Origin of the sequence: Dyella sp. (genome assembly GCF_035685885.1) — a bacterium.
Lineage (GTDB): Bacteria > Pseudomonadota > Gammaproteobacteria > Xanthomonadales > Rhodanobacteraceae > Dyella.
In genome coordinates, this window is the sequence record NZ_DASRZX010000043.1 from 37873 (window position 1) to 56211 (window position 18339).

Here is an 18339-nt window from a genome sequence, read left to right on the forward strand (position 1 = left end):
CAATCCAGTAGAGAAAACGCTGGATTTTCGCGTTCCGCTCAGCGATCTGCACATTCAGCGAAAGCTGACCGTCGTCGCCACTGGATTCCGGCCTGCGCCGGAATGACGAGCGGAGGGGCGGAGCAAATGACGGACTCTAAGCGCCGCGCGTCTTCATCGCGTTGAGGTAATCCGCCGCCGTGATGCGCTTGCCGCCGGCCCGCTGCAGCGAGGTGACGCGCAGCGCGCCTTCGCCACAGGCGATGTCGATGCCGTCGCGGCCCACGTTCAGTACCGAGCCCGGCACGCCGCTGCCTTCGATGGCGCGGGCGGCCCATACGCGCAATGTCTCGCCATTGATCTCACCCTCGGCCACCGGCCACGGATCGAACGCGCGCACCTGGCGCTCCAGCTCGATCGCGGGGCGGCTGAAGTCCAGCTTTGCCTCGGCCTTGTCCAGCTTGTGGGCATAGGTGACGCCCTCGTCAGGCTGCCCGCGCGGTTCCAGCGTTTCGCCAGCCATCACGCGCGCCAGGCCTTCGGCGAGAACGTCGGCACCCAGTGCGGACAGGCGATCGTGCAGTGAGCCGCCGGTGTCTTCGTGCGTGATGGGCGTGCGGCGTTCCAGCAGCACCGGGCCGGTGTCCAGGCCCGCTTCCATCTGCATCAGGTCGACGCCGCTTTCCGCGTCACCGGCGAGAATGGCGCGCTGGATCGGCGCGGCGCCGCGCCAACGGGGCAGCAGGCTGGCATGGACGTTCCAGCAACCCAGACGGGGAATCGCCAGCACCTTGCGCGGCAGGATCAGCCCGTAGGCCACCACCACCATCAGGTCCGGCGCATAGGCCGCCAGCGTGGCGCGGGCGTCTTCCGACTTGAGCGACTCGGGTTGCTCGACGGCAATGCCGGCCGCAACCGCGGCGTGCTTCACCGGGCTGGGCGTCAGCTTGCGACCGCGGCCCGCGGGGCGGTCGGGCTGCGTATAGACGGCCACGACATCCGCGCCGCTGGCGCGGCACGCTTCAAGGCAGGGAACGGAAAATTCGGGAGTGCCCGCGAAAACGACGCGGAGCTTAAGGCGACGCTGATCACGTATCACCATCGTCACCCGTTCCGTCTGTCCGCAGGCCACAGGACCGTTGGCGAAGGCAGGCTGGCTGTCTGTCTAGACGACGGGCCGAAGGCCCGCGGACAGACAGAACGGGCCCCAACTGATGGAATGACAGATGACGGGGTGACGCCTGGAAGGCCCGCCGGCTGCGCCGCGCGGCTTGGCAAGACGTCCAGTCTTCCCGGCGCCACGCGGCGCAGCCGGCGGGCCTTCCAGACATCATGACGATGGCGATACGTGATCAGCGTCGCCTTCAAGCGCTCGCCGCCTGCTTGCGCTGCTTGTCCAGGCGCTTGAGCAGCATGGAACGCTTCAGCGGCGAAAGGTAGTCCACGAACACCTTGCCGGCGAGATGGTCCATCTCGTGCTGGATGCATACGGCCAGCGGACCTTCGAAGTCCATGATGACTTCGTTGCCGTCAGCGTCCTGCGCCTTCACCTTGACCTTCAGCGCGCGCGTCACATCAGCATAGATGCCGGGGAACGACAGGCAACCTTCCTGGTAGACCTGGGCGCCGTCCTTCTCGAGGATCTGGGCGTTGATGAGGGCGAGCGGCTGGTTGCGCTCGTCGCTCATGTCGGCCACCAGCACCTGCTGGTGCACGTTGACCTGGGTGGCGGCCAGTCCGACGCCGTTGGCTTCGTACATGGTCTCGAACATGTCGGCCACGAACTGCTTGAGTTCCGCGTCAAAGACGCGCACGGGCTCGGCCTTGGTGCGCAGGCGGGGATCGGGGAATTCGAGAATGGTCAGGACGGACATGGCTTTACCTCAGGCGCTCAAAGTGCGGGCGAATCGGTAAAAACCAAGCCCGGGCGCGATCTAGAATGGCTCTCATTGTACGCCGCCAAGCCCTCGTCTGGCATGCTGTTTTGCCAACTGGGACGGGTTGCGTGAACAAGTGGTTCGGTTACACTCGCCCGAGCGTCGGGGGATGGGGGATTCCCGTTTATGATCAGAAAGTCCGTTGGGCTGCTGGCCGGCATGCTGGTCACGGTGGCCGTTTACGCTGCGGGTGCGCAACTGCGTGCCGATCACCCCGATACCTATACGGTGCGCAAGGGTGACACGCTATGGGCCATTTCCGCGCGTTTCCTATCCAAGCCGTGGCTGTGGCCAGAAATCTGGCAGGCCAACCCGCAGGTGCAGAACCCGCACCTCATTTACCCGGGTGACGTGCTCAACCTTTCCTTCATGAACGGTCCGCGCCTGACACTTCAGCCGCATGCCCGCGCCGAAGGTGAAGCGGTGCCGGCCATTCCGCTGTCGGACCTGCGCATGTTCCTCAAGGAAATGCGCGTGCTCAATTCCGACGAAGTGAAGTCGCTGCCCTACGTGGTCGGCTTCGAGGAAGCGGACCTGCGCGGCACCGTCGGCCGCAACGTCTACGTGCGCAATCTGCAGGCCCAGCCGGGCCAGCGTTTTGCCATCGTGCGTCCGACCCAGACCTTCCGCAATTTCAACGGCAAGGATGGTCGCGACAATGGCGCCGACCTGGTCGCGCATCCGCTCGACAGCGATGTGTCCACCGTGCGTACGCCGTGGAGCGAAGAAACCCGCGCCGACGGCCACTATGGCAAGGGCGAGGACCTGGGCACCGAAGTCAGCGTGATCGGCACCGCCGAAGTGCTGCGCACCGGTGATCCGACCACGCTGCTGCTGCTCGACTCGACGCTGGAGATCCGCAAGGGCGACCGCATCCTGCCGATCGACGACAAGCCGTACGATCCGTACTACTACCCGCACGCACCGAAGTCGCTGCCGGGCAACGCGCGCGTCATCGCCTTTGCCGATGCGCTCGACGCGGTGGGTCCGCGCCAGGTGGTGGCACTCAACATTGGTGCCCAGGACGGCGTGGACAATGGCCAGACCTATTCGATCTACCAGCCGGGCCAGTCCATTCCCGATGACGTGGCCAGCAACAGCTGGAACCGCGGCACCGGCCAGAGCGTGACGCTGCCGCAGGAGTTCGTAGGTCATGTGATGGTGTTCCGCACCTTCGACCATGTCAGCTACGGCCTGATCATGGACGGCCTGCGCCCGGTGCATAAGCACGACAAGCTCGAGCTGCCGGAATAAGCCACGGCGGTATGGGATGACAGGACGGCGCGGTAATCACCGCGCCGTTTTCTTTTGGGCCGTGCCTAGGCTTGGCGGCCATGAACGATGTCGACCTGCAACGCCAATGGCTCATCCTGCTGCGCACGCCCGGACTCGGGCCTGCCGGCCTGCGCGAAGGCCTGGCCACCCACGCCAACCATGTCAGCTCCGTGCTGGAAGACCTGCGCCAGCGCGCGAACGAGTTGCCGGACGCCACGCGCGCCTGGCTGCTGCGGCCCGATCAGGCACGCCTGGACGCCGACCTCGCCTGGCTGGCCCAGCCAGGTCACCAGCTGCTCTGCTGCACGGAGGAGGATTTCCCACCCCTGCTCGACGCCATCCCACAGGCACCGGCTGCGCTGTTCGTGGCCGGCGATGCTTCGCTGCTGCTGCACCCGCAGATCGCCATCGTGGGCGCGCGTGCCGCCACGCTGGGCGGACGCACGCATGCCAGGGCGTTCGCACAGGCGCTGGGGCGCGCGGGGCTGGTCATCACCAGTGGCATGGCCGATGGCATTGATGGTGCGGCCCATGTTGCCGCGCTGGACGCCGGCCTGCCCACGGTGGCGGTGGTCGGCACCGGTCCGGATCGGGTCTATCCCCGCAAGCACCATGCATTGGCCCGGCGGTTGGTAAAGCACGGCACGGTGGTCACCGAATTTCCCCCGGGAACGGCGGCGCGCGCCGACCACTTTCCCCGCCGCAACCGCATCATCGCCGGGCTGGCGCTGGGCACGCTGGTGGTGGAGGCGGGCCTGGGCTCGGGGTCGCTCATTACGGCCCGGCTGGCGGTCGAACACGGACGCGAGGTATTCGCGCTGCCCGGTTCCATACATAATCCGCTCGCCCAAGGCTGCCACCAGCTGATCCGCGACGGCGCCCGGCTGGTGGAAACCGCCCGGGAGATCGTGGAAACGCTGGGGATGGCTGCGATGGCGCTGGGCCGCGAGTTGGCCAGCCGTCTTGGCGAGGACATGGCTTCAGTGTGCCCGCCGGCGGCCGATCCTGCAGGTCAGGCGCTGCTCGATGCCCTCGGCGGCGGCCCCATGTTGCTCGAGGAGCTGGCGGCCCATACCGGGCAGCCTGTCGCGAGCCTGACGGCCATGCTGCTTATGCTGGAGCTGGAAGGACGGGTTGAACCCTTGCCCGGCCATCGCTATCAGCGCATGCCGGGCTGAGACAAAGCCGCCGCACGACGCGTTTTCACATGGTCGAGCTTGACGCGGTCGAGTCGGCATGCCTTTAACTAAATAAGAGGCTGGCCCCGGATGGGCACGGCCATTGATGGCGGATACCAAGTTACATGGCAAAAAACCTGCTCATCGTCGAGTCGCCGGCCAAGGCGAAGACGATCAACAAGTACCTCGGCAAGGACTTCCAGGTCCTGGCTTCGTACGGCCACGTGCGCGACCTGAGGCCCAAGGAGGGCGCCGTCGATCCCGACAACGGCTTTGCCATGGCCTACGAGGTGATCGACCGCAACGAGAAACACGTCGATGCGATCGCCAAGGCGGCCAAGGTGGCCGACGACATCTATCTGGCGACCGACTTGGATCGCGAGGGTGAGGCCATCTCCTGGCATATCAGCGAGATCCTCAAGGAGCGCGGCCTGACCAAGGGCAAGCAGCTCCATCGCGTGGTGTTCTCCGAAATCACGCCCAAGGCGATCAAGGCCGCCGTGGCGGCGCCGCGCCAGCTGTCGCTGGACATGGTCGACGCGCAGCAGGCGCGCCGCGCGTTGGACTACCTAGTGGGCTTCAACCTGTCGCCGGTGCTGTGGCGCAAGGTGCAGCGCGGGCTGTCCGCCGGCCGCGTGCAGTCGCCGGCGCTGCGTATGATCGTGGAGCGCGAAGAAGAGATCGAAGCGTTCAAGGCGCGCGAGTACTGGACCGTCGAGGCCGCGCTGCGCCATCCGGAAGGCGACTTCACCGCCCGCCTCACCAAGCTCAACGGCAAGAAGTTCGAGCAGTTCGACCTCACCAACGAACACGATGCGATGGCCGCCCGCGCGGCGCTGAAGGAAGCGGCGCATGGCCGCCTCACCGTCAGCGAAGTGGGCAGCAAGGAACGCAAGCGTCGTCCGGCGCCGCCGTTCACCACCTCCACGCTGCAGCAGGAGTCCGCGCGCAAGCTGGGTTTCTCCACCAGCCGCACCATGAAGGTGGCGCAGGGCCTGTACGAAGGCGTCTCGCTGGGCAGTGAGGGCAACGTCGGCCTGATCACCTACATGCGTACCGACTCGGTGGCGTTGTCCGAGGATGCGGTGGGCGAGCTGCGCGAGCTGATCGCCCGCGACTTCGGCCGCAAGGCGCTGCCGGACCATCCGCAGACCTACAAGTCCAAGGCCAAGAACGCGCAGGAAGCGCATGAGGCGGTTCGTCCGACCTCGGCCATGCGCACGCCGCGCGAAGTGTCGGCGTTTCTCAACGAGGAGCAGCGCAAGCTGTACGAGCTGATCTGGAAGCGCACGGTTGCCTGCCAGATGATCCACGCCACGATGAACACCGTGTCGGTGGATTTCGACGTCAAGCACGTTGCCGGCGGCGACGCCGCGTTCCGTTCGACCGGCACCACCGTGATCGACCCCGGCTTCCTGGCTGTATACGAAGAAGGCCGCGATCAGAAGACTACGGAAGATGACGACGAAGGTCGCCGCTTGCCCAAGCTTGAGGTGGGCGAACAGGTCGCGCTGCACGACATCGCGGCCGACCAGCACTTCACCGAGCCGCCGCCGCGCTACTCCGAAGCCAGTCTGGTCAAAACGCTGGAGGAATACGGCATCGGCCGTCCTTCCACCTACGCCAGCATCATCCAGGTGCTGCTTAACCGCGAATATGTGTTCCTCGACAGCCGTCGCTTCAAGCCGACCGACGTGGGCCGTGCGGTAAGCAAGTTCCTCACCTCGCACTTCACCCGCTACGTCGACTACGACTTCACCGCCAAGCTCGAGGACGAGCTGGACGCGGTGAGTCGTGGCGAGGAAGCCTGGGTGCCGCTGATGGAGCGCTTCTGGCAGCCGTTCAAGCAGCAGGTGGACGAGAAGACCGAGACGGTCGACCGCAGCGAAGCCACCGGCGCGCGCGAGCTGGGTACTGATCCCAAGAGCGGCAAGCCGGTGTCGGTGCGCCTGGGCCGCTACGGGCCGTACGCGCAGATCGGCGACAAGGACACCGACGAAAAGCTGCAGTTCGCCAGCCTGCGTCCCGGCCAGAGCATGCACACCATCACGCTGGAGGAGTCGCTGGAGCTGTTCAAGCTGCCGCGCAAGCTCGGCGCGGCCGACAACGGCGACGAGGTGAGCGTGGGCGTGGGCCGCTTCGGTCCGTTCGTGAAGCAGGGCAGCACGTATGCCTCGCTCAAGCCCGAGGACGATCCGTACACCATCGAGCTGCCGCGCGCCCTGCAGATCGTGCAGGAAAAGCTGGAGATGATCGCCAACCGCATCATCCAGGACTTCGGCAACGGCGTGCAGGTGCTCAATGGCCGCTTTGGTCCGTACATCACCGACGGCGAGAAGAACGCGCGCATTCCCAAGGACCAGGAGCCGAAGGAGCTGACCGAGGCCCAGTGCATCGAGCTGCTTGCCGCGGCGCCGGTGAAGAAGGGCCGCGGCGCGTTCAAGAAGACCGCCAGCAAGAAGGTCGCCGCCAAGAAGGCGCCCGCCGAGAAGAAACCGGCCGCGAAGAAGGCTACGGCCAAGAAGGCGACCGCGAAGAAGTCGGCGACCAAGAAAGCTTCCGCCAGCAAGACGGCCACGAAGAAGGCGACGGCCAAGAAGGCCTCGGCGAAGAAGGCTGCCGTCAAGAAGGCGGCCAGCAAGAAGGCGCCTGCCTGAGTGGCGGACCGCTTCACCCTCGCTGAGCTCGATGACGCTGCCGCGCTGCTGCATCGAGGCGGCGTGCTGGCGTATCCCACCGAGGCCGTGTTCGGTCTCGGTTGCGATCCACATGACCGCGTGGCGTTCGAGCGCCTGTTCGCGCTGAAGCAGCGGCCGCCTACGCAAGGCGTGCTGCTGATTGCTGCCGATTTTGCCCAGGTCGAACCCTATATCGACCTGGCATCCGTGCCGGCCGACGTGCTGGCGCAGGTGCGGGCGAGCTGGCCTGGGCCGCATACCTGGATTTTCCCTCGTTCGGCGCGTGTGCCCGACTGGGTCGCCGGTGCGCATGCCGGCATCGCCTTGCGCGTCACCGCCCACGAACCTGCTGCCGCGCTCTGTCGGGCGTTCGGCGCCGCGCTGGTATCCACCAGCGCCAATCCCCATGGCGAGCCGCCCGCACGAAGCGCGGCCACGGTAGAGGCCTATTTCGGCCCTGCCCTGGACGGCCTGCTCGACGCCCCGCTGGGCGATCAGCAAAGGCCTACGATCATCCGCGACGCCATGACTGGCGTTATCATCCGGGCCTGATAGAAGGCGTTGCTTTCGCAAATTTCTGCGAAAGATGAATGACTTCCTCACGCCACCCTTCGTCGGTAGGGACGGATTCAGTGGCTGCCCTGAGGATGGGGAACCTCAACGGGCTTCCGGTTTTTGACCCGTTACATGGCCGCCAAGGCGAGCCGTGCTTGCTGGCGTGATTGCGCGACTAGGGAGATGAGCTTGGCCATCGTTTTTGAAAGCTTCCAGCGGGACCAGGCGGCCCATGGCCTGCCCTTGCTGGTTGCCGGCCAGCCTGAGCGCATCGTGGCCTGGCGTCAGGGCGAGGCGGTGAGCGCCGCCCGTTTCCTTGCCCATGTGCAGGACATCGCGGCCCAACTGCCGCCGGCCGCCACGGCGGTCAACCTGTGCGAGGACCGCTACGCCTTCCTGGTCGCCTTCTGCGCCATCGCATTGCGCGGGCAGGCCAACCTGTTGCCTTCCTCGCGCGCGCCGCAGGCCGTGGCCGAAGTGATGGCGGCGCATCCGGGTTGCTATGCCGTGGGTGAGCTGGCGCTGGACAACCCGCCGCCGCACTATCGCCACCTGCCGTCGCTGTCGGACACGCCCGAAGCCGACGACGGCTATGCATGGCTTGATCTCCCCGTCGACCAGGTGGTGGCCATCGGCTACACCTCCGGTTCCACCGGCGTGCCCAAGGGCAACGCCAAGACGTGGGGCAGTTTCCACGCCAGCAACGCCGGCAACCTGCGCATGCTGCACGCCGCCGTGGGCAAGGGTTTCCACGTAGTAGCGACGGTGCCGCCGCAGCACATGTACGGCATGGAGATGTCCGTGCTGCTGCCACTGCTGGACGATGTCAGCGTGCACGCGGGACGCCCGCTGTTCCCCGCCGATGTCGCCGCGGCTTTGGCGGAAGTGCCCACGCCGCGCGTGCTGGTGACAACCCCCGTGCACCTGCGCGCCCTGATCGAATCGGGCGTGGCCTTGCCGCCCATCGCCGCCATGGTCTCGGCCACGGCACCTATGCCGGTGGAGTTGGCCCAGACCGCGGAAGCGCGCTACGGCGCACCGTTGCTGGAAGTGTTCGGTTCCACCGAAACCTGCGTGTTCGCCAGCCGCCGCGCGGCCGACGACGAGCCGTGGACACTGTTCGACGGCGTGCAGCTGCATCCGCAACCCGACGGCACCCAGGTGCGCGCCCCTCAGCTGGACGAGCCCATGACGCTGGCCGACATCGTCACCCTGCACGACGGCGGCCGGTGTTTCCGCCTGCGCGGCCGCCATGCCGACATGCTGGAGATCGCCGGCAAGCGCGCCTCGCTTGGTGATCTCACGCGGCGCCTGCTGTCGATTGACGGCGTGAAGGATGGCGTGGTGTTCCAGCTCGACGGTGGCGACGCGCTGGGCGTCCAACGCATCGCGGCTCTGGCGGTGGCGCCCGATATGACCGAGCAGGCCATTCTTGAGGCCATGCGACAGGCCGTGGATCCGGTGTTCTTGCCGCGCCCGATGAAGCTGGTGGATGCGCTGCCGCGCAATGAGACTGGGAAGTTGCCTAGGGCGGCGTTGTTGGCGTTGCTGTAGCCGCTTTTTTGAGTTTCATCGGGCCGGGTCTCCGGTTTTCGGGTCATGGCCGGGCCACTGCTCCGCTCCGTTGTAGGGGCGCACCCAGTGCGCGATCGACACTCCCGCGCCGAAAAGCCCTGGCGGTCGCTCCACTCCGCCAAAAACCATGCACTCCACCCGCCCCGGCACTCCTTGCTGCGCTGCGCAAACCCACCCCAGCCACTACAATGATGGACTGCGCCGCCCCCGGCGCTGTCCTCAAGCAGTGGAGCACGCATGAAAGTCCTGGTCATCGGCAACGGTGGGCGCGAACACGCGCTGGCGTGGAAGCTCAAGCAGTCGCCGCGCGTGAGCGAGGTGATCGTCGCCCCCGGCAACGCTGGCACCGCGCGTGAGAAGGGCGTGCGCAATGCGAACGTGGCCGTCACCGACATCGACGGCCTGCTCAAGCTGGCCAAGGCCGAGAAGATCGAGCTGACCGTCGTCGGCCCTGAAGTGCCCCTGGTGGCGGGCCTGGTCGACAAGTTCCGCGCCGCCGGGCTGCGTTGCTTTGGTCCGCGTGCGGTGGCCGCGCAGCTGGAAGGTTCCAAGGCCTTCGCCAAGGATTTCCTGCTCCGCCACAACATCCCCACGGCGCGCTATGCCGTGTTCACTGAACTCAATCCCGCGCTGGCTTATGTACGAGAGCACGGTGCGCCTATCGTGATCAAGGCCGACGGTCTCGCGGCCGGCAAGGGCGTGGTGGTTGCGCTTACGCAAGCCGATGCGGAGCAGGCGCTGCACGACATGCTCGGCGCGCACCAGTTCGGCGATGCGTCCGCACGCGTGGTGATCGAGGAGTTCCTCGAAGGCGAGGAAGCCAGTTACATCGTGATGAGCGATGGCCAGCACGCGCTGCCCATGGCCAGCAGCCAGGATCACAAGCGCCGCGACGAGGGCGACCTCGGCCCGAACACCGGCGGCATGGGTGCCTACTCGCCCGCACCGGTGGTCACGCCCGAGGTGGAAAAACGCATCCTCAAGGAAGTGATCGAGCCCACGTTGCACGGCATGGCGATGGAAGGCGCGCCCTTCATCGGCTTCCTCTACGCGGGCCTGATGATCGACAAGAGCGGCACGCCCAGGGTCATCGAATTCAACGTGCGCTTCGGCGATCCGGAGACGCAGCCGATCATGCTGCGCCTCAAGTCCGACCTGGTCGAACTGATCGAGGCCGCGCTCGATGGCGAGCTGCACCACACGCACATCCAGTGGGATGCGCGCCCGTCGATCGGCGTGGTGATGGCGGCTGGCGGCTATCCGGGCAAGGTGCGCAACGGCGATGTCATTTCAGGGCTGGATGGCGATTTCGGTCCTGACGTGAAGGTGTTTCACGCCGGCACGCAGCTGGATGCGAAGGGACGCGTCGTTACCGCCGGTGGTCGCGTGCTGACGGTGTGCGCGCTGGGCAAGGACATTGCCGGTGCCCGCGAACACGCCTACGCCGCCATCGGCAAGATTCACTACGAAGGTGCGTTTTGCCGTCGCGACATCGCCCATCGGGCATTGCATCGCGGCTGAACATTCAGCGCGTAGCACAAGCAAAGGCCCCGGCATGACCGGGGCCTTTCTTTCTGCGCGACATTCGAACTGATGCGGCGTCACCCGACTCTCAGCGTGCAGATGGCTGCCGTGGATGGACGGCTATCCAGCTTCCGCCATACGCTTCAGGCCCTTCAGCACATCACCGAAATCCCCGGTGACCAGCGGACCAAAATCCTCCGCGCCAGGCCCGTGGATCTGCGTGGCATAGGTGACACGGGCGCCGCCTGCCGATGTCGGTTCGATGCGATGCTCGACAACGACGCGCGTGCCATCGATCACCGTTTCGTCGGTGAAGCCCGCGTTCTCGCTCACGGCGATCAGCGTGCTGACGAACGCATCTTCGCCGGGCGGCTGCATGGTAAAGGTGGTGCCGGTGGCGAACGGCCCGTGCAACTCGATGTGCTCGATGCCCGCATTCCATCGCTTCCATCCGGCGACGTCGCGAAAGAGCTGCCACACGCGCGCCGCCGGTGCTTCGATTTCGATGCTTTCCTCATGCGTCCACATGGTTCGTCCTTGCTGGGATACGGGTCGTAACAAGGCGCCGGCATGTTCCCGTCAATCGGGAATGTTCGGTTCCACCAGCGCAGCCAGGTGCAGCAGCGATTCCTGCCAGCCGAGGTAGCACGCCTCGACCGGAATCATGGCGGGAATACCTTCCTGCACGATATCCACTTCCGTGCCGCACGACACCGGCCGCAACGTGATCGTCGTCCGCATTTCACCGGGAAGGTTGGCATCGTGGAAGGTCGCCGTGTAACGCACGCGTTCGCCAGGCACGAGTTCCTCGTAGCGGCCGCCCCATGCATGGCTATGGCCCGTCGTGAAATTGGTGAATGACATTTCGTAGGCGCCGCCGACCGTGGCATCGATGCGATGCACCCGACCGGTGAATCCATTCGGCGGCAGCCAGCGCGCGAGTGCGTCGGCATCGATAAAGGCGCGGTAGAGCTTGTCCGGCGTGGTGCGCAGCACGCGGTGCAGCCTGACGGTGTGGGTGGTCATGCAGTATTCCTTCGATGTATCCGAAAGTCCGGCGATGAGTCCAACGAAATCACCTCGTCGCGCAGCGCGGCAGCCCTCAGGAGCGCCTGTGCAGGAACACATGGGTTGCGCGCTCGCCGGCGACGGTGCGTTCGCACGCGTAACCCAACTCCCGCAGATCCAGCCCGCCCAGCAACGATTCACCGCGCCCGAGCAGCACCGGGCTGACCGCCAGATGCAGGCTATCGATCAGGCGCTCCTGCAGATACTGCCGGACCGTCGACACGCCACCACCGACACGGACATCACGCTGGCCCGCCGCGGCCTTGGCACGCTCAAGCGCGGCATGGATGCCGTCCGTCACGAAATGGAATATCGTGCCGCCCGCCATGGTGAGCGGTTCGCGTGGGTGATTCGTCAACACGAACACCGGCACATGGTAGGGCGGCTCATCGCCCCACCAGCCTTTCCAGCTATCGTCGGGCCAGGGGCCACGAACCGGGCCGAACATGTTGCGGCCCATGATCCACGCGCCGATGTTCGCAAAGCTGTCTTCCGCCGTGCGATGGTCCACGCCGGTTTCGCCACCGTCGTCACCCTGCATGGCCCGCCAGGCGCGCGTGGGGAAAAACCAGCCCATCAACTCGGGGCCATGGACACCGAGCGGATGCTCCAGGTCCTGGTCGGCGCCGGCGCCGTAACCATCGAGGGATATGGCAAAGCTCTGGACGCGAAGTTTTTGCATGGTGTACTCGCTGCCGTTGGCAAGGTGTCATCTATCCGACGAATCGGTGCGTGCGATTTCGACACAGTCGGCGGCGCAAGCCAAGCTCAGGCAGGTTTGCGCCGATGGCGGCTGGCACGCTGGCGTGGACGACCAAACAATACGCGCAGCTCGTCCTTGGCGGCCTCAAGGTGTTGTCGCTGCTCCCGGGGAAGTTGCCTGCCGCCGCGATTGATATAGAAATTGAGCATCGACATCGCTGACGGGAACGGCGACGACTTGCGCCGTTTGCTGTGTTCGGCAGACGCTTTGAGCGAACGCGCAATCTCGGCCGGATCACGCTTGGCGAATGTGCCGGACTTCAGGTCGAGCGCATCGCTGGTCTCCATCACGTGCTGGGACCAGCGGCGCTTGCCGCGCGGGGAATGGTGTTGCCGGGAACGGGTGGTCATGGCAAGTAATACGCAGTGGGGCGTTGCGCCAAGCAGTAGCGCAGCGCAGGTCACGGCGGTGTGTCGGAAGGCTGATGCAATCGTGATGTGGCCATCAGCATGAAGTGATGTGCGCCCTGCGGCCGCCGCTTGAATGAGTTGTTAGAAGCCAATATGAGCACTCAACGCGAAGGACGCAAAGTACAACGCGACAAAGCCCATTAGGCAGCCGGCGGCGCACAGAGATCCTCGAACTCCTTCGCGCCAACCAAACCCGCGGAAAAAATAGTACGGGATGCCTACAGGCGGGATGATTCCGACCAGCAATGCAGCTGCCTTGGGTGCGGTGATCTGGTGGCTCACTGCATGTGCCTTGCACCAGGCAAATAAAAGAATTACAAGTACGAAGGATTGCGCAATACCTACCTCATTGAGTGGCTGGCCAGCATGAGGGAGGTGAGGTTCCACGACACCTGCAATCAGCCAGATGGTTGCCATGGCAATCACGAGCTTCTGGTCCGTCTTCATTGGCTCCGATGCCTGAATTAAGCGATGGCTGCAAGCCGTTCGCTTGATAAATTGTTAGGCGAGATGGAACCGCCCATTACCTGCAACGATAAGAGCCACTGCCGCTGTTGCGCCAGACGCCAGCAGCACGTCTAAGACAGACATTGCGTAGCCTAGCGACTTGCGCAGTTTGCTGGACGACCGGCGCGCACCTTTGAAAAGTGCAAATGACGCCGGGAACAGCCCGAGGCAGATAGCTTGAGACATAAAGAAAGAGGTGATGCCATCGAGGTGTGTCAGTGCACCTCGGGCTATGGCAATAGACGCTGCCATAACCATCACTGTAAGCAAATATCCAAAGGCCAGAAGTCGATTCATGTCGCCTGACGCCTGAATTGAGCGGCAGCTGTAAGCCGTCCGCTGGATGTGTGTTGTGACATCCTTTCATGGAGGGCGAGGGGCGGCAAGTCAAGAGCATCTTGCCGTGACGGTGATGACCGCCATGGTTTCGCGCTAGGCTTCCCGCGTTCCATCACCAGGGCCACGCATGAGCCAGTTCAACCTGCTTGGAAGCCGTCGTTTCGCTCCGTTCTTCTGGACGCAGGCGCTGGGCGCGTTCAACGACAACGCGTTCCGCAATGCGATGGTGATGCTGGTGGCGTTCCAGATGGGGCTGGACGATCACACCGTGTCGCTCTACACCAACCTGGCGCCGGCGTTGTTCATCCTGCCCTACTTCCTGTTTTCGGCCACGGCGGGCCAGCTGGCGGAGAAGTACGAGAAGTCGCGCATCATCCGTTACGTAAAGCTGTTCGAGATCGCGGCGATGCTGATCGCGGCGATCGGCTTCTACACGCACCACACCACCTTGCTGCTGGTGGTGCTGTTTCTGATGGGGCTGCACTCGACGACGTTCGGGCCGATCAAGTACGCGATCCTGCCGCAGGCGTTGAAGCCGGAGGAACTGGTCGGCGGCAACGGCCTGGTGGAAATGGGCACGCAGTTGGCGATGCTCATCGGCATGATCGTCGGCAATTCGCTGATGCTCATTGCGGGCTACGGGCCGGTCGCCGCATCGGTGGCGACCGTTTCGATTGCGGTGCTCGGCTATCTTGCAAGTCGTCGCATTCCGGCGGCGCCCGCCACGGCGCCCCATCTGAAGTTCAACTGGAACCCGATCACCGAAACGGCACGCGTCTTGGGCATTACGCGCGAAGACCGCAGAGTGTTCAACGCGGTGCTGGGCATCTCCTGGTTCTGGTTCTTCGGAACCGTGCTCGTGGCGCAGCTGCCCAACTACACGCGCATGAACCTGGGCGGCGACGGCTCGGTGAACACGCTAGTGCTCACGTTGTTTTCGCTGGGTACGGGCGTGGGTGCGTTGCTGTGCGAACGCATGTCGGGGCGTCGCGTGGAAGTGGGCCTGGTGCCGCTGGGCGCGTTTGGGCTTACCGCGTTCGGCGTGGATCTGTACTTCGCGCATCCGCATCTGGCGAATGTGCACAACCTCGACTGGATGGGTTTCCTGCACGGCGCGGGAAGCTGGCGCGTGGTGATGGACCTCACGCTCATCGGCGTCTTCAGCGGTTTCTACGTGGTGCCATTGTTTGCCTATGTGCAGGCCCGCACGCCGCGTGATCGCCTCTCACGCGTCATCGCCGGCAACAATATCCTCAACGCGCTGCTGATCTGCCTGGCATCGGGTTTTGGCCTCGCGCTTGGCGCGGCGGGCCTCACCGCCGTACAGATATTCCTTGCGGCGGCGATACTCAACGTGGCGGTGGCGGTCTACATCTTCACCCTGGTCCCCGAATTCCTGATGCGCTTCATCACCTGGGTGCTGGTGAATACGCTCTACCGCGTGCGCGTGGATGGCCTGGACAACATTCCAGAAGAGGGTCCGGCGCTGCTGGTGTGCAACCACGTGAGCTTCATGGATCCGCTGGTGCTGATGGCGAACCTGCGTCGTCCCGCGCGCTTCGTCATGTACTACAAGATCTTCAACATCCCGGTGCTGAAGTTCGTATTCCATACGGCGAAGGCGATTCCCATCGCGGGGCAGAAGGAAGACGCGGCCATCCTGGAGCGCGCCTACGAGGAAGTGGATGCAGCCCTGGCCGATGGCGAATTGGTATGCATCTTTCCCGAGGGTGGGCTGACACGCGATGGCGATATTGCGCCGTTCCGCCCCGGAGTGGCGCGCATCCTCGAACGTCGGCCGGTGCCCGTGGTGCCGTTGGCGCTGCGCGGGCTGTGGGGCAGCGTGTGGAGTCGTCGTGACTCCATGTTGCATCGCTCGCGCCTGCCGCGTCGCTTCAGGGCGCGCGTGGAGCTGGTGGGCGCTGCGCCGATTGCGGCGGCTGATGCACGACTGGCGACGTTGGAGGCGCGGGTGCGCGAGTTGCGCGGGGATTTGGCCTGACTAGCTGCTTACCTGTAGGAGCGCACCCAGTGCGCGAAAAGCCTACGAAGGCGTAACGGCATCCCTCCGCGATCGCGCACTGGGTGCGCTCCTGCAAGGGCAACGCCGGTCAGGCCATCCAGCCTGCCAGCACGATCAGCGCCACCACGCTGAGCCACGCCAGCAGTGCGCGCAGCAGTGCGCCGCGCAGGCGGATCAGTTCGCCAACCACGTCGGTGCGTTCCTCGGCGTAACCGTCGCCGGCCACGATGTCGATTTCCACGTCGGCGCGTGCGGCGGCACCCAGGAATCCCGGGCCTTCGACATACCAGCTATTGGGCGATTGCTGTTGGTGCCACTGTTTCCATGCGCCGATCACGGCATCCCAATGGCCGACCAGCGCAAGCGTGAACACCATCAGCTGCGCCGGCAGCCAGTCCGCGACGTTGGCGAAGGCACGCGCCGCCTGGCGGGCTTGCGCATCGATGCGCAGGCTTGGATCACGCCCCAACGTCTGCGCGAGGCGATACAGCAACGCGCCGGCAGGGCCGAGCAGGAAGAACCACAGCAGTACGCCAAAGCGGCGACGCAACGCGGCGTACGCCGTGGCCTCGCCCAGCGCGACGGCATTCCAGTTCACCGCTTCGCCATCGTCGGACAGCGCTTGCGCCGCGGCTTCGCGCGAGGGTTGGTCGGGTGCGCGGATGATGGCTTCCAGATCCGCTTCGTAGGCATGCGGACCGAAGCAGTACAGCAGCACCACCAGCGAGAAGATCAGGCGGAACAGCTCGCTGCCGGGCAACAGGCTGATCAGCCACACCACGATGAGGCAGAGCACCACCGGCACGCCGAGCGTAACCGTCGTGCGCGCCGGGCCGCTGGTGTCGCCCAGCTGTGACACCCAGCGCCGGAAGCCGCCATCGCCGCGCCAGTGCGCGAGTTGCGGTGCCACGTGCACCAAGCCCAGAGCGATAAGCGCGGCAAGCAGGCTGACAGCCATGAAACAGATCTCCCGTTCGATGGCCGCATTGTAAGGCATGGGGTGTGGCGGTCAGGACGGGCATGTCGCCGTCGTCGTGGGAGCGCACCCGAGACCGCAGCGCCTGGGTGGCGGTGACCATCGATTGTTGAGGTAAGGCGTGGACCGCGGTCGCGCACAGGGTGCGCCCCCGCAACGATGACGAAGCTCAGCGGCGGTGCTTCGCCACCAGCGCATCCAGTTCAAGCCCCGCGCGCTGCCTCAGCCAATGTTCGAGCAGGCGATAGGACACCGATAGCGGCAGCGAGGGCAGGAAGCTGCCATCGGCCAGGCCATCCACGATGTCCTGCGGGGTGAACCAGCGGGCTTCTTCCAGTTCGCGATCGCGCAGGCGGATGGTGCGAGACACGGCGGTGGCGGTGAAGCCGACCATCAGCGATTGCGGCAGCGGCCACGGTTGCGAGGAGTGATAGTGCACGTCGCCGACGATCACGCCCGACTCTTCGGCGACTTCGCGGCGCACGGCATCTTCCAGCGCTTCGCCGGGTTCCACGAAACCCGCCAGCGTGGAGTAGCGACCCTTCGGCCAGCCGGCCTGGCGGCCGAGCAGGCAGGCGCCTTCGTGTTCGACGATGACGATCACTGCGGCGTCGGTGCGCGGGAAATGCATGCGGCCGCATTCGGCGTTGGCGCACTGCGCGCGATGACCGGAGGCGACCAGCACCACTGGAGAGCCGCAGAACGCGCAGTGGCGCGTCTCGCGTTGCCAATGTGCCAGGCCCTTGGCGTAGGCGAACAGGCCCGCCTCGTCCGACGGCAGCAGCAGGCCGATGTCGCGCAGGCCGGCGCGTCGCGCGCCCAGCGCGCTTTCCAGTGCTTCTGCACGATGCGGATCATCGAGCGCCAGCAGGAAATGCGGCCGTTCGTCCGCAAAGCCGAGGAAGGTGGCCTTGAGGTCGCCCAGCAACTGTTCCCGCTCGCCCATGTCCAGCCAGCGCAAGGTCTCGCTGCCGGGCAACAGGAAGGTCTGCCCCAGTGCATCGAGCAGCAGGTAGCGGGCGTGTTCGGAGGCGGCCTGCTCGTTGATCCACAACGATTCGTCGCGCTTTTCGGCGACGCGGTCGAGGATGAGGCTCAGCCCGGCGAATGTATTGAGGCGCGGCGAAACGGTGCGGTCCATGCCTCGGCGCAGGTCAGGTGGAGAATGAAGAGCCGCAGCCGCAGGTGGTCTTGGCGTTGGGGTTGCGGATGACGAACTGCGAACCGCTGAGGCTTTCCGAGTAGTCGATCTCGGCGCCGGTGAGGTACTGCAGCGACAGTGGATCGACCAGCAGGGTGACGCCTTCGCGGTCGAGCGCGAAGTCGTCCTCGGCCTGGGCTTCATCAAAGGTGAAGCCGTACTGGAAGCCCGAGCAGCCGCCGCCGCTGATGTACACGCGCAGCTTCAGCTCGGGGTTGCCTTCCTCGACGATCAGCTCATGCACCTTGCGGGCGGCGGCCTCGGTGAAGACCAGCGGTGCGCCGGCGCTGCGATAGTCGGGAACGATGGGAAGGGGAACGACGGTATCCATGATGCTCAAGTGGGGATCAA

Annotated in this window: 18 protein-coding genes; 7 read left to right on the top strand and 11 right to left on the bottom strand. The window is 65.2% G+C overall.

Translation table 11 applies throughout. The features are described from left to right. Positions 1–136: 136 nt before the first annotated feature. Positions 137–1081, bottom strand: a complete 945-nt coding sequence (gene fmt, locus VFG49_RS05405; RefSeq protein ID WP_324858494.1) for a methionyl-tRNA formyltransferase — start codon at positions 1079–1081, stop codon at positions 137–139. A 262-nt stretch (positions 1082–1343) separates the two neighbouring features. Beyond that, a complete protein-coding gene (gene def / locus VFG49_RS05410) occupies positions 1344–1853 on the bottom strand; it encodes a peptide deformylase (RefSeq protein WP_324858495.1) in 510 nt (169 codons plus the stop codon). A gap of 189 nt (positions 1854–2042) precedes the next feature. Between def and VFG49_RS05415 the strand changes: the two genes are divergently transcribed. The 6 genes from VFG49_RS05415 to purD all read left to right on the top strand — a co-directional run bounded on the left by VFG49_RS05415 (position 2043) and on the right by purD (position 10698). Next, positions 2043–3170: a LysM domain-containing protein gene (locus VFG49_RS05415; RefSeq protein WP_324858496.1), complete on the top strand. Its 1128-nt coding sequence runs from the start codon at positions 2043–2045 to the stop codon at positions 3168–3170. A gap of 80 nt (positions 3171–3250) precedes the next feature. Beyond that, positions 3251–4369: a DNA-processing protein DprA gene (dprA, locus tag VFG49_RS05420; protein WP_324858497.1), complete on the top strand. Its 1119-nt coding sequence runs from the start codon at positions 3251–3253 to the stop codon at positions 4367–4369. A 125-nt stretch (positions 4370–4494) separates the two neighbouring features. Beyond that, on the top strand, positions 4495–7026 hold the full coding sequence (locus VFG49_RS05425) for a DNA topoisomerase I (RefSeq protein WP_324858498.1): 2532 nt from the start codon (positions 4495–4497) through the stop codon (positions 7024–7026). Continuing rightward, complete coding sequence (locus tag VFG49_RS05430; RefSeq protein ID WP_324858499.1) at positions 7027–7599, top strand: L-threonylcarbamoyladenylate synthase; 573 nt, start codon at positions 7027–7029, stop codon at positions 7597–7599. A gap of 192 nt (positions 7600–7791) precedes the next feature. After that, entirely contained in the window at positions 7792–9156 is a 1365-nt protein-coding gene (locus VFG49_RS05435) for an AMP-binding protein (RefSeq protein WP_324858500.1), read from the top strand. 258 nt (positions 9157–9414) lie between these two features. Continuing rightward, positions 9415–10698, top strand: coding sequence for a phosphoribosylamine--glycine ligase (purD, locus tag VFG49_RS05440; RefSeq protein ID WP_324858501.1), 1284 nt, complete (start codon positions 9415–9417; stop codon positions 10696–10698). 123 nt (positions 10699–10821) lie between these two features. Here purD and VFG49_RS05445 read toward each other — a convergent pair whose 3' ends face one another. The 6 genes from VFG49_RS05445 to VFG49_RS05470 form a co-directional block, all read right to left on the bottom strand. Next, positions 10822–11229, bottom strand: coding sequence for an SRPBCC family protein (locus tag VFG49_RS05445; RefSeq protein WP_324858502.1), 408 nt, complete (start codon positions 11227–11229; stop codon positions 10822–10824). A 51-nt stretch (positions 11230–11280) separates the two neighbouring features. Next, positions 11281–11727: an SRPBCC family protein gene (locus tag VFG49_RS05450; RefSeq protein ID WP_324858503.1), complete on the bottom strand. Its 447-nt coding sequence runs from the start codon at positions 11725–11727 to the stop codon at positions 11281–11283. A gap of 76 nt (positions 11728–11803) precedes the next feature. Next, a complete protein-coding gene (locus VFG49_RS05455) occupies positions 11804–12451 on the bottom strand; it encodes a dihydrofolate reductase family protein (protein WP_324858504.1) in 648 nt (215 codons plus the stop codon). Positions 12452–12537: 86 nt separating this feature from the next. Further along, positions 12538–12882 (bottom strand): DUF3175 domain-containing protein, encoded by a 345-nt coding sequence (locus tag VFG49_RS05460; RefSeq protein WP_324858505.1) that lies wholly within the window; start codon positions 12880–12882, stop codon positions 12538–12540. Between the two features lie 141 nt (positions 12883–13023). Next, positions 13024–13389: a hypothetical protein gene (locus VFG49_RS05465; protein ID WP_324858506.1), complete on the bottom strand. Its 366-nt coding sequence runs from the start codon at positions 13387–13389 to the stop codon at positions 13024–13026. Positions 13390–13443: 54 nt separating this feature from the next. Beyond that, complete coding sequence (locus VFG49_RS05470; protein ID WP_324858507.1) at positions 13444–13746, bottom strand: hypothetical protein; 303 nt, start codon at positions 13744–13746, stop codon at positions 13444–13446. A gap of 169 nt (positions 13747–13915) precedes the next feature. Between VFG49_RS05470 and VFG49_RS05475 the strand changes: the two genes are divergently transcribed. Then, positions 13916–15790, top strand: coding sequence for an MFS transporter (locus VFG49_RS05475; protein WP_324858508.1), 1875 nt, complete (start codon positions 13916–13918; stop codon positions 15788–15790). A 109-nt stretch (positions 15791–15899) separates the two neighbouring features. On the opposite strand, the gene VFG49_RS05480 is transcribed toward VFG49_RS05475, so the two are convergent. The 3 genes from VFG49_RS05480 to erpA form a co-directional block, all read right to left on the bottom strand. Next, a complete protein-coding gene (locus VFG49_RS05480) occupies positions 15900–16769 on the bottom strand; it encodes a cobalamin biosynthesis protein (protein ID WP_324858509.1) in 870 nt (289 codons plus the stop codon). A gap of 187 nt (positions 16770–16956) precedes the next feature. Beyond that, positions 16957–17928, bottom strand: a complete 972-nt coding sequence (nudC, locus tag VFG49_RS05485) for an NAD(+) diphosphatase (RefSeq protein WP_324858510.1) — start codon at positions 17926–17928, stop codon at positions 16957–16959. Between the two features lie 13 nt (positions 17929–17941). Beyond that, positions 17942–18319, bottom strand: coding sequence for an iron-sulfur cluster insertion protein ErpA (erpA, locus tag VFG49_RS05490; protein ID WP_324858511.1), 378 nt, complete (start codon positions 18317–18319; stop codon positions 17942–17944). Positions 18320–18339 lie beyond the last annotated feature (20 nt).